This is a genomic window from Salinicoccus sp. HZC-1 (assembly GCF_046736035.1).
Lineage (GTDB): Bacteria > Bacillota > Bacilli > Staphylococcales > Salinicoccaceae > Salinicoccus.
In genome coordinates this window covers 1086012-1098433 of record NZ_CP177130.1, presented here as the reverse complement: position 1 = coordinate 1098433, position 12422 = coordinate 1086012, and the positions used below count along the sequence as shown (strand labels likewise).

The 12422-nt window shown below is 45.4% G+C and carries 9 protein-coding genes; all 9 read right to left on the bottom strand.

Going from position 1 to position 12422, the window contains the following annotated elements; all coding sequences use genetic code 11:
* Positions 1 to 10 precede the first annotated feature (10 nt).
* The 9 genes from nusA to frr all read right to left on the bottom strand — a co-directional run bounded on the left by nusA (position 11) and on the right by frr (position 12413).
* Positions 11 to 1105, bottom strand: coding sequence for a transcription termination factor NusA (gene nusA / locus ACKRAT_RS05450; protein ID WP_411844086.1), 1095 nt, complete (start codon positions 1103 to 1105; stop codon positions 11 to 13).
* A 16-nt stretch (positions 1106 to 1121) separates the two neighbouring features.
* Positions 1122 to 1589, bottom strand: coding sequence for a ribosome maturation factor RimP (gene rimP, locus ACKRAT_RS05445; protein WP_411844085.1), 468 nt, complete (start codon positions 1587 to 1589; stop codon positions 1122 to 1124).
* A gap of 120 nt (positions 1590 to 1709) precedes the next feature.
* Positions 1710 to 5990, bottom strand: coding sequence for a PolC-type DNA polymerase III (locus ACKRAT_RS05440; RefSeq protein ID WP_411844084.1), 4281 nt, complete (start codon positions 5988 to 5990; stop codon positions 1710 to 1712).
* 56 nt (positions 5991 to 6046) lie between these two features.
* A complete protein-coding gene (locus ACKRAT_RS05435; protein ID WP_411844083.1) occupies positions 6047 to 7735 on the bottom strand; it encodes a proline--tRNA ligase in 1689 nt (562 codons plus the stop codon).
* 12 nt (positions 7736 to 7747) lie between these two features.
* Positions 7748 to 9031, bottom strand: a complete 1284-nt coding sequence (rseP, locus tag ACKRAT_RS05430; protein ID WP_411844082.1) for an RIP metalloprotease RseP — start codon at positions 9029 to 9031, stop codon at positions 7748 to 7750.
* A gap of 4 nt (positions 9032 to 9035) precedes the next feature.
* A complete protein-coding gene (gene dxr, locus ACKRAT_RS05425; protein WP_411844081.1) occupies positions 9036 to 10160 on the bottom strand; it encodes a 1-deoxy-D-xylulose-5-phosphate reductoisomerase in 1125 nt (374 codons plus the stop codon).
* A gap of 24 nt (positions 10161 to 10184) precedes the next feature.
* Positions 10185 to 10973: a phosphatidate cytidylyltransferase gene (locus ACKRAT_RS05420; protein ID WP_411844080.1), complete on the bottom strand. Its 789-nt coding sequence runs from the start codon at positions 10971 to 10973 to the stop codon at positions 10185 to 10187.
* Position 10974: 1 nt separating this feature from the next.
* The gene (locus ACKRAT_RS05415) at positions 10975 to 11727 is read right to left on the bottom strand and encodes an isoprenyl transferase (RefSeq protein ID WP_411844079.1); all 753 of its coding nucleotides are present in this window, start codon (positions 11725 to 11727) and stop codon (positions 10975 to 10977) included.
* A gap of 128 nt (positions 11728 to 11855) precedes the next feature.
* The gene (frr, locus tag ACKRAT_RS05410) at positions 11856 to 12413 is read right to left on the bottom strand and encodes a ribosome recycling factor (protein ID WP_411844078.1); all 558 of its coding nucleotides are present in this window, start codon (positions 12411 to 12413) and stop codon (positions 11856 to 11858) included.
* Between the last annotated feature and the right edge of the window lie 9 nt (positions 12414 to 12422).

Genomic DNA, 12422 nt, shown 5'->3' with positions numbered 1-12422 from the left:
ACCCCGAAATTTATTCTATGCTGCCGTCTTCAGCGGCATCAGTTTCAGTTTTAATATCAAGGCTGCCGTCGTCAGCTGCATCAGCTTCACTTTTAATATCAATCTTCCAACCTGTGAGTTTCGCAGCGAGACGTGCATTCTGTCCTTTTTTACCAATCGCAAGTGACAGCTGATTGTCGGGAACGATAACCATTGTCGACTGGTTCTCTTCATTAACAACGACATCCACTACCTGTGACGGGCTCAATGCGTTCTTAACAAAGACTTTAGGATCTTCATTCCAGAGAACGATATCGATTTTTTCTCCGCCCAGTTCATTCACAATAGCTTCGACACGCGCGCCTCTTGCCCCTACACAGGAACCTACGGCATCCACATCCGGATTTTTTGCAAATACGCTGATCTTGGAACGTTCGCCCGCTTCACGGGCCACACTCATAATCTCAACTGTACCATCATAGATCTCCGGCACTTCTTTTTCAAACAATCGCTTCAGAAGGTTGGGGTGCGTCCTGGATACGAAAATCTGGGGTCCTTTTGTCGTCTGTTCCACTTTGTTGACATATACTTTAATTCTTTCATTGGGTGTATATGTTTCATTAGGCATTCTTTCAGATTCACTGAGCACCGCATCTGTACGCCCAAGCTGGATATGGACAAAACGATTATCCACCCGGTCGATCAGACCTGTCATCACTTCATCCTCTTTATCAATGAACTCATTGTAAAGGATCCCGCGTTCAGCATCGCGAAGACGCTGCATTACAGCCTGTTTCGCAGCCTGTGCACCGACACGGTTGAAGTCTTTGGGTGTGACGTCCTCATCGTACGGATCACCGATTTCATAAGCCGGGTTCAGTGTACGGGCAGTCGCAAGGTCGATTTCAGCAGTTGTGTCCTCGACTTCTTCCACTACATCTTTTCTGGAAACAACCCGGTATGAACCGTTTTCTATGTTCAGATCGACTTTTACATTTTTATGCTGCGTATAGTTTTTCTTATATGCCGTCATCAGTGCCGCTTCTATCGTTTCCACCAGCACTTCATGGGGAATGCTTTTTTCCTTTTCAAGGTACTCAATCGCATTCAATAATTCCTGATTCACTGATTAGCGCCTCCAATCATATAATGACCGCCTTTCTAATGGTGGCGATCTTTTCTCTTTCAATAGTAATTGTCTTAGTGCGTGTTTTGACTTTGTATTCCAGAGTGACTGATTTTTCATCATACTCTTTCAGAATACCTGTCCATTCCTTCTCACCCGCAATTTGCTGGTAAGTTTTAACATAAATACCGTTATCCAATGTCATTTCAAGATCTTCATCATCTTTAATGGGACGTTCGGCTCCTGGAGAAGAAACATCAAGGTAGTATCCGCCTTTGATGAGATCCCATTCATCAAGTTTTTCACTCAACACTTCGCTTGCTTTCGCGCAGTCTTCGAGTGAGATACCGCCCTTCTTATCAAGGTAAAGTCTGAGATAGAAATCCGGACCTTCCTTAACATATTCCACTTCTATAAGCTTGTACCCCAACGTTTCAACAACCGGCTGTGCTTTGTCCATAACGTTTTGCTCAGTGCGGTTCATTGTCCATTCGCCTCCTTCAAAACTAAGAGAAGAACGGGCAAGCCCGTTCTTCTCCTTGTGACGTGAGTATTTAATATCACAATAATTATACCACACGCCTGAAATCGCCGCAACATCAAGCTACATATCAAATATAGAGAGCTGGGCCTTGTCTGGAAGATCTTCCAAACTTCCCATTTCAGTTAAATAATCGATGATTTTCTGGGAGACGCCGGCACGCTTGTTAATATCTTCTTTTGAGATGAACGGTTCTGTCTCTCTTGCTTCGACAATGCGTCTTGCCACGTTTGCTCCAAGACCCGGCACAGCGATAAACGGTGGAATCAGACTGTCCTCTTCAATTTTGAAATCCACGCTGTCAGATTTCTCAATATCCACGGGCTTCACTTTGAATCCGCGCTGTGCCATTTCGTTTGTAATTTCAAGCACGACCAGGGTATCTTTTTCCTTTTTGGTAAGCTCCTGAGACCGCTGGTTCATATCTTTCACCCTGTGTCTGATCGTCGCCTTATCTTTTACCATCGTCAGCAGATCGAAATCCGAAGCACGGACCGTAAAGTAGCTCGCATAGTAATATAGCGGATAGTGCACTTTGAAGTACGCGATTCTCACTGCCATCAGTACATATGCAGCAGCGTGCGCTTTAGGGAACATGTATTTAATCTTCTTGCAGGAATCGATGTACCAGTTCGGCACACCCTGCTCTTTCATTGCAGACTCATGCTCCTCGGAAAGTCCTTTACCTTTCCTCACCTTCTCCATGATGCCGAAGGCAAGGGACGGTTCAAGCCCCTGATACATAAGATATACCATGATGTCATCCCGGCAGCCGATTACATTCTTAAGGTCGCAAGTACCGTTCCGGATCAGGTCCTGGGCATTGCCGAGCCATACATCCGTCCCGTGTGACAGTCCTGAAATCTGGACCAGTTCACTGAATGTGGAGGGTCTTGTATCCTCGAGCATCTGCCTTACGAAGCCGGTTCCGAATTCCGGCACACCGAGCGTGCCGGTCCGGCAGACGATGTCCTCTTCAGTCACACCGAGCACTTCCGGCGAGTTGAATAAAGACATCGTCTCTTTATCATCGACAGGCAGTGTTTTCGGGTCGATGCCTGACAGGTCCTGGAGCATGCGGATCATTGTCGGATCATCGTGACCCAGTATATCCAGCTTCAGCAGGTTATTGTCTATGGAATGGAAGTCGAAGTGTGTCGTTTTCCATTCCGATTCGATATCATCCGCTGGGAATTGAATGGGCGTAAAATCATAGATGTCCATATAATCAGGCACAACGATAATACCGCCCGGGTGCTGGCCTGTGGTTCTTTTAACCCCGGTACAGCCCAGAACCAGCCGGTCAATTTCCGCACCGCGTCTCTGCAGCCCGTTATCATTCAGATAGCCTTTGACGTAACCGAACGCAGTTTTTTCGGCAACCGTTCCGATCGTCCCTGCCCTGAACACTTTATCTTCACCAAACAGGACTTTCGTATAGTTGTGCGCGATCGCCTGATAATCGCCGCTGAAGTTCAAGTCTATATCCGGAACTTTATCCCCTTTAAATCCGAGGAAAGTTTCAAATGGGATATCCTGACCTTCTTTAATCAGAGGCGCACCGCATTCACCGCAGGATTTATCTGGGAGATCGTAGCCCGAGCTCACGCTGCCGTCTGTAAAGAATTCGGACTTTTTACATGACGGGCAGGCATAGTGAGGCGGCAGTGGATTGACTTCTGTAATCTCTGTCATTGTCGCCACGAAACTGGAACCGACAGACCCCCTCGAACCGACGAGGTAGCCGTCATCCAATGATTTTTTAACAAGCTTCTGACTGATGAGATATATCACGGCAAATCCGTTGCCGATGATACTTTCAAGTTCCGTTTCCAACCGGTCGGTAACGATTTTCGGTAAGTTTTCACCATAGAGTGCCTTGGCATTGCTGTAGCTTAAATCCCTTATCTCGTCATTTGCGCCATCGATGTTCGGAGTATAGAGTTCATCCTTGATTGGAACGACATCATCGATGCTGTCCGCAATACGGTTAGGTGCGTCGATGACGATTTCCCGGCGGACGTCATCATCCAAAAATGCGAACGCATCATACATTTCAGTCGTCGTCCTGAACTGTGCATCCGGCAGCATTCCGCGACTCAGCGGATTCCCCGGGTTACTTTTTACAAGTATATCCCGGCACAGTTTTTCGGATTCTTCAAGATAATGGACGTTGCCTGTGGCGACAACCGGCTTATCCAGTTCATCCCCGAGTCTGATTATATTCTTAATGATCTCTTCGAGTGTCGATTCGTCGCGGATGATCTCCCTGTCCAAAAGACGACGGTACAAAGCTTTTGGAAATACTTCCAGATAGTCGTAGAACCGGGCCGCTTTCTTAGCTTCCTCATAAGGCTTCTGCATCATTGCCGTGAATACTTCCCCCGAATCACATGCACTGCCGATCAGCAGACCTTCCCGGTATTCTTCAAGCATCTGTTTTCTGATTCTTGGAGATTTATAAAAGTTATCCGTCAATGCGCCCGATACGATTTTGAAAAGATTCTTCAAGCCCGTCTGATTTTTCACGAGTATTGTGACATGTGTCGGCATCGAACGTTTATACGAATCCGGGTCTGCCAGCTTATTATTAATCTCTTTATGATTTTCTATACCGAGCTTTTTGATCTGCGCAAGCATCTTGATGAAGATATACGCTGTCGCCTCCGCATCGTAGATCGCCCTGTGGTGCTGGGTCAGTTCGACATTATATTTTTTGGCGAGTATATTTAAGCCGTGTTTCTTAAATTCTTTATTGATTGTACGGGATAATTCAAGTGTATCGATGACACCGTTGGTATAGGAACCGAGTCCCACCTGCTGGTAGGCCGCTTCGATGAATCCCATATCAAAGCTTGCATTATGGGCAACAAATACTGCGTCCCCCACCCATTCCTTGAAGTCTGTGATCACTTCATCGATTGGCGGTGCATCAACGAGCATGTCATCTGTGATGCCCGTAATTTCCTTGATTGTCTCAGTCAGCGGTTCGTTCGGATTGCTGAACCGTTCAAAACGGTCGATGATTTCACCGTTTCTCACCTTCGCTCCAGCAAGCTCTATGATCTGATCGTATTTGGATGACAGTCCGGTCGTCTCCACGTCGAATACGACGAAATCATGGTCTTCCAAAACGATATCCTGCGGCCTGTAGGCAATCGGGGCGCCATCATCGACAAGCAGCCCTTCCATGCCGTAGATCATCTTGATGCCGGCGGCCTGGGCTGCATGGTATGCATCCGGATAGGCCTGTACATTATTATGATCTGTTACGGCTATTGCTTTATGGCCGTAATCCTTGGCACGCTGCACGTATTCCCCGATATTCCTGAGTGCATCCATCTGACTCATCTCGGAGTGAAGATGGAGCTCAACACGCTTGTCCTCCATCGTGTCCTGTTTCGCCGGTTTATGAACAACATTCAGATGACGGATCATCAGCACCATGTCTCTTGCGAATTCATCGTACTCAACATTTCCTTCGATCACCACCCAGTCATTTTTAGACAATGCGGCAAAGACATCTTCATCATTTTTGCCGTGGCGGGAGAACATTTTAGCAGCGATGGAATCTGTATAGTCGGTAATTTTGATTTGAAGGATTTTACGGCCGGTTCTGAGTTCCCTGACTTCGGAATCAAAAATGACGCCTTCAACTTTAACGTTAAACTCTTCATCCACGACCTCCTGAAGCGGTCTGATCCCGTTCAGGTCCATGGATTTACCAATCTGTTTGACTACGTCTTCCTTACGGTTCTCTCTTTCCTCTTCCATTTCCTTGCGGTTTTCAATAAAGCCCTGTACAAGTTCCGTCTTCTCTTCTTTCAGGCGTGCTTCAAGTTTCGAACGCTTGTTATTGTCGAGCGTTGCATCCACTTTGAACTCGACTGCTGTTATCGGCATGCCGAACGTCTTGTACATCGAAGTCAGGTTACCGTTAATATGCTTATTGAAGTGAGAGACTTCAATCTCATTTTGAACCGAGAATGTAAGCACACCGTCTTTATATTCCTTATCACAATTCAAAAGCTGGAATCTGATATTATCATTCACTTTGATTTTCAGGAGTGCAGACTCCAGATAGTCGATAACATCTTTATCTTCGTAGAATCCTGCTGTGATATAAATCTTAGTCGCTGCAATGGATGAGAAAGCATCCTTGATGCTTCCCTCCATTAGATCTCTCAGGGAAGCGGGAATCATTTTATCGAAATGGATATGGAATTCCCACACTCTGTTTTCATCATCCGCTACTATCTTTTCAAGCTGACCCCCGGATAAATGCTGATTATCCTGTATGCCTGCCTGTTTGAGCAGTACCTTGAACTGTTCCTTCCCTTTCACTGACAACACTCCTGTAAAAGCGCGTAAATCATCGATTTACGCGCTGAATATTTCTATTAATAATTTGTTTTCAGATATTCCAAAACCCCGTCAACACTAATTTCGGCAGTCTCTTCACTATTTCTTGCCTTAATTTCCACTTTACCTTCTTTGATACCGCGCCCGACAACCACTCTGTAGGGCAGACCGATCAAGTCCGAATCGGCAAATTTGACTCCAGCGCGTTCTTTTCTGTCATCATAGAGTACCTTGTACTCTTTGCCGAGTGCTTCATAAAGGGATTCCGCCGCATTTTGAGCTTCTTCATCTTTAGGGTTTGCCGTAATAACGTGGATATCAAAAGGTGTTACAGATTTTGGCCAGATGATGCCGCGGTCATCATGATGGCTTTCAACAATTGCCGACAGCGTCCGGGATATACCTACACCATAACAGCCCATCAGTACCGGAACACTGCGGCCATTTTCATTGAGGACATTGAGATTCATGGATTCAGAGTATTTGGTTCCAAGCTTGAACACCTGACCCACTTCGATACCCTTCATAAACTTCACTGCCCCGCTGTCATCCTCAGCCTTTTCACCTTCGGTGATGAATCTGAAATCTCCGACGCCTGCAGCTTCAAAGTCCCTGCCGTGGTTAACGTTGATAAAATGATAACCGTCCACATTTGCACCCGTCGGATAGTTGGACATTACATTGACCTGATGATCAATGTATACGGGAATCGATGATTCTACAGGTCCCAGGCTGCCCGGTGATGCATTCAACACATCTTTGATTTCTTCATCAGTGGCAAATTCAACTTCACCGGCTCTGAAGTAATCCCTGGTTTTGATATCATTTAATTCATGGTCGCCGCGGATCAGGATCATAACAAATTCCTCATCCACTTTGAGCACCATTGTTTTCGTCGTTTCAATAAGTTCGATGTTCAGATGGTCGGCGAGTGCCAGACACGTGCCGACTCCCGGTGTCTCCACCTTTTCAAGCGGTTTCTCGTCTGCATCCTGCATTGAATCAGGTACCGGACATGCGGCTTTTTCAACATTTGCAGCATAGCCGCTCTCATCCGTATACGCGATGATGTCTTCCCCGATTTCCGAAAGGGCCATAAATTCGTGCGTATGACTGCCGCCGATTGAGCCGGAATCCGCTTCGACTGCACGGTAGTTCAGGCCGACCCGTGAAAATATATTGGAATATGCATCATACATGTCTCTGTAGGTCTCATCGAGTGAAGCCTCATCACTATGGAATGAATAGGCATCCTTCATGATGAATTCCCTGCCGCGAAGCAGTCCGAATCTCGGTCTCAATTCATCCCGGAACTTCGTCTGGATCTGGAATAAAGTGAGCGGCAGCTTCTTATAACTTTTCAGCTCATCACGAAGCAGTGCCGTAATTATTTCCTCGTGTGTCGGCCCAAGGGCAAAGTCCCTGTCGTGGCGGTCTTTCATACGCATGAGTTCAGAACCGTATGCCTGCCACCTGCCGGACTCTTCCCAAAGTTCTTTCGGATGCAGTACCGGCATCTGTATTTCCACACCGCCTATATGGTTCATCTCTTCCCGTACAATCTGTTCAATATTATTCAGCACAAGCTTTGTGATTGGAAGGTACGTGTAGATTCCGCTTGCCATCTGCTTGATCATGCCTGCTTTTAACATATAACGATGGCTCAGGCTTTCTGCGTCCTGCGGTGTTTCCCTCATCGTTGGTATAAACATTCTGGATTGCTTCATTGGACCTCACTCCTAAAGGAAAAATGTTTTTATGTCATTCCATGTTACTAATATCATCACCATCAATACGAACAGGACACCAACAAGCTGTATGTTGATTTCCACCCGTTTGTTGAGCGGTTTTCTGAATACCCCTTCATAGAGGACGAATAAAATGCGTCCGCCGTCAAGTGCCGGTATCGGCAGCAGATTCATAATTCCGAGGTTTACACTGAGTACTGCCGTAAAATTGATCAGTGTCAGCAGTCCCTGGGCTGCCACTTCTTCAGTGACTTTATAAATTCCGACTGGACCATTCAGCATATCAAATGAGAAGGACCCTTCAAATATGCTGATGAACATGTCTACGACCAGATGGAATATCATTGTGCCCATCTCATAGGTTTGTTGCATCCCCCATATCAGCGGGGATACAGCACCACGTTCCATTTCAGCACCGATACCGATAATCAGCCGATCGACAGTTTCACCATCCGGCAGTTCTGTCGTATGGATGACCGGTGTCATCTCCACAGTCCTTTCTTCTCCATCATTTTCCACAACGATATCAAGTTCGGATTCACCTTCATTCTGAATGATTTCAGACATGTGTTCCCAGCCTTTGACTTCAGTGTCGTTTATGGTTTCCAGATGATCTCCTTCAGTGAGGCCCGCCTCTTCGGCCGGTGTATCTTCCGCAACTGAACCGACGACTGCTTCCTCGGTTGGTTTGCCGTTTATATAAAAGAGCAGTGTAAACAGCGCAAATGCCAGCACAAAGTTCATCGCAGGTCCTGCAAAAAGCGTCAGAAATCTGGCTAAAACAGATTTTGATTCAAATCTTGAGGATCTAGGTGCAATGCGCTCAAGTTCCGAGTTCTGTACGAAATAGGATTCATGCGCGAGCTTATATTCAACTTCCTCATTATCATGCAGCCTCAACGCTTTAACTCTCATTTTGTCTTTAATATCCGATTCCACGACTTCAACTTCTTCGATGTGTGTGAAGTTATGTTTGTCGTCTAAAATGATATGTGTGATTTCTTCCCTGTCATTCACTTTAAGCTGGATGCGCATCCCTGAATTTAAAGGATTCACTTCCATATCATCTGCCGCCATGCGTACATATCCGCCGATTGGCAGTAATCTTAAAGTGTATTGTGTGTCATTGAATTTATAGGAAAAGAGTTTTGGCCCCATGCCGATGGCAAATTCAGGACACATGATTCCTGAACGCTTTGCCACGATAAGGTGACCCAATTCGTGTACAGTTACCAGCACACCGAAAACTACTATAAATGCTAAAATGCCGGTCATTTAATCACCTCATGTCGGACTTGTACAGCCGATCGTAATATAGAATGGTTTCCAGATCCGGGTTATTCACCGGATCATGATCATTCATACGTAATTCTACTACCTTTTCTATATCTGTAAAAGAAATTTCCCCATTCAAAAATTGCCCGACAGCATATTCATTGGCCGCATTCATCACCGCCGGCATCGTTCCACCGGTCTTCAGCGCGTCGTAGGCATACTGGAGCATTTTGAAGCGCTCGAGATCCATGGGTTTGAAGTTAAGTTGCGACAGAGCATCCAAATCCATTGGATTTTGCATCGGCAGCCTGTCGGGATGACTGAAGGCAAACTGAATTGCTGTTTTCATATCGGGGGTTCCCATCTGTGCAATAATGCTGTTGTCTGTAAATTCGACCATCGAATGGATGGTGCTCTCGCGATGCAGTATCGTGGAAATCTGATCAACATCCGCATCAAAGAGCCATTTCGCCTCTATGACTTCGAGTCCTTTATTCATCATGGTCGCGGAATCAATTGTGATTTTGCGGCCCATTGACCAATTCGGGTGGTCAAGCGCCATTTCAAGCGTTACATCCGAAAGCGCTTCTCTCGATAAATCCCTGAAGGAACCGCCGCTTGCAGTCAGAATAATGCGTTTCATCTCGCTTAACTTCTCGCCGCGCAGACATTGGAAAACGGCCGAATGCTCTGAATCCACCGGAACGATGGATACACCCTTTTCCTTCGCTCTGCCCATTACTATCTCACCGGCAGCAACAAGTGTTTCCTTATTCGCAAGCGCGATATCTTTCCCTGCATCTATCGCAGCAAGTGTGGGTTCCAGCCCAACGCTTCCCATTACGGCAGTCAGCAGCATATCTGAATCATCATTTGCGATAGCCAGCAGACCTTCTTCCCCGGATAAAAATTCAATATCCGGATGTTTGGACGCTAATGCTTTTCTGTCATCATCATCCATCACACTGACAAGATCCGGCTTAAACTGCGCGATAATCTCTTCTAATTTTCTCATGTTTTTACCTGCGGAAATACTGCGGAGCGAAAATGACTCTGAATTATTGCTGATTACTTCAAGTGCCTGGGTACCAATTGAACCTGTAGCACCGAGTATGGATATTTTCTTCATTTATCATTCACCTTATCATTCTCTTTAGTTTATGAGCGGCAGGATATTCATCAGTGGGAGCACAAAGATAAAGCTGTCGAAACGATCCAGCACACCGCCGTGGCCTGGCAGAAGTCTGCCCGAATCCTTGACGTCAAAGTGACGTTTCAATGCGGATTCGACAAGGTCCCCAAGCTGGCCGAACATGCTTAAGATCATTGTCAGAAGTACAAACAGCGGGAATGGCGCCCCCTGTATCCAGCCCGTTGTCCAAAACAATACGGCAAGGAGGAGACTGCATAAAATCCCGCCTAAAAACCCTTCAACCGTTTTGTTGGGGCTGATCTGCGGCCACAGTTTTCTTCTGCCGATTGCTCTGCCGAATAAATAAGCACCTGTATCAGTTACCCAGACAATGAGGAGCCCATAAAGTATGTAAATTAATCCTGCTTCACGCGTTTCATAGAAATACATGAAGCCTATCCCGATGTAAGCCACTGCAAGGACGCAAAAGCCCATGTCAACGAATGAAAACCTGTTTTTACTCACTACGGTAAAACTGAGCATAACAAGTGCCATGACGATAATCATATCCCCCTGAAACGCAGAAATATTAGGTGCATATTTCTCATGGGGCACCATAACGATAAATAATGCTATCATCGAAAGCATCCCGGGGATGGAAAGTATATGAATACGGTTCATCTTCAATATTTCATACAGAGCAGTATAAGCAAGAAGATAGATTAAAATAAGCATAGGCCATGAACCCATTACCACTAATGGTACAAAAAGCGACAGGGCTATAATGGCTGTAATTGTTCTTGTCTTCATGTTATACCTCCTCTTCGTCTAGTCCCCCGAACCTTCTTGATCGTTTCTGATACTGTGAAATCATCTGATCGAGTTCATCTGTTGTAAATTCCGGCCAAAAAGTATCTGTAAAAAACAGTTCGCTGTATGAGGATTGCCATAATAGAAAATTACTCAGACGATATTCACCACTCGTCCGGATCATCATTTCCGGCTCCGGCATTCCGGCGGTATACAAATATCGGTCAATTGTACCCTGACTTATATCTTCTACATCCAGTTTCCCTTTTGAAACTTCTCCGGCTATTTTTTTGATGCCTCTGACCAATTCATTACGGCCGCCGTAATTTAACGCAAATACAAGATTTAAACCCGTATTATTTTTAGTCTTTTCCACTGCTTCTGAAACAGCTTTTATCGTATGCTCCGGAAGCGCATCATCATCACCTATCGTAATTACTCTAACATTTTTTTCGATAAGTTCAGGCAGAAACGCACCTAGAAAATCACCAGGCAGTTTCATCAAATAACTGACTTCACTTTTTGGCCGACTCCAGTTTTCTGTGGAAAAAGCATAAAGTGTCAAATACTTTATACCAACATCTGATGCATGTCTTGTTATACGCTTCACGTTTTGCATGCCTTCGTAATGACCATTCACTCTCGGCCTGTTTCTTTGTTTGGCATATCTGCCGTTTCCATCCATAATAATCGCTATATGTTCAGGCAGTGCCTTCATCTCAGCTGATTGCTTCTGCTTCTTCCAACCAAACATGTTAATCCTCCAAAAGCATTATATTTAATAGTATACATTGATAGCAAATTGTCCTCAATCACTTTATTCTACCATAAACAAAGAAGCATAAAAAAACAGGCAGGAAAATCCCGCCTGTAAAGGATAGATTAAACTTCCAGAATATCCTTTTCCTTATCATCACATGCAGAGTCGATTTTGGCGATATACTCATCAGTCAGTTTCTGAACATCATCATTGTAGCCTCTGAGCTCATCTTCACTGATCTCACCATTTTTCTCCATTTTTTTGAGTTCGTCATTTGCCTCACGACGCACGTTACGGATTGCAACTTTAGCATTTTCGCCTTCTTTGCGTGCATCTTTTACGAACTCTTTACGGCGTTCTTCTGTAAGCTGTGGTACAGTAATGCGAATCATCGTTCCATCACTTGTCGGGTTCACACCTAAATCCGCCTGCTGGATTGCTTTTAGTACGTCGTCCACAGAACCTTTATCATAAGGCGTTACAGTAAGCATACGTGCTTCCGGCACTGCAATACCCGCCAATTGGTTAATCGGTGTCGGTGCACCGTAATAATCCACTGTTATGCGGTCAAGCATATTTGCATTCGCATGTCCTGTACGGATCGCTGCCAATTCCCGCTGCAGACTTTCGACGGATTTTTGCATTTTCCCTTTTGCATCTTTCAATACTGCTTCACTCATAGTCTTTCT

Coding starts and splice junctions, on each gene's coding strand:
- rseP (WP_411844082.1), bottom strand. CDS start 9,031: ATGACCGGCATTTTAGCATTTATAGTAGTTTTCGGTGTGCTGGTAACT.
- ACKRAT_RS05415 (WP_411844079.1), bottom strand. CDS start 11,727: ATGTTTGGTTGGAAGAAGCAGAAGCAATCAGCTGAGATGAAGGCACTG.
- dxr (WP_411844081.1), bottom strand. CDS start 10,160: ATGAAGAAAATATCCATACTCGGTGCTACAGGTTCAATTGGTACCCAG.
- rimP (WP_411844085.1), bottom strand. CDS start 1,589: ATGAACCGCACTGAGCAAAACGTTATGGACAAAGCACAGCCGGTTGTT.
- frr (WP_411844078.1), bottom strand. CDS start 12,413: ATGAGTGAAGCAGTATTGAAAGATGCAAAAGGGAAAATGCAAAAATCC.
- ACKRAT_RS05435 (WP_411844083.1), bottom strand. CDS start 7,735: ATGAAGCAATCCAGAATGTTTATACCAACGATGAGGGAAACACCGCAG.
- ACKRAT_RS05420 (WP_411844080.1), bottom strand. CDS start 10,973: ATGAAGACAAGAACAATTACAGCCATTATAGCCCTGTCGCTTTTTGTA.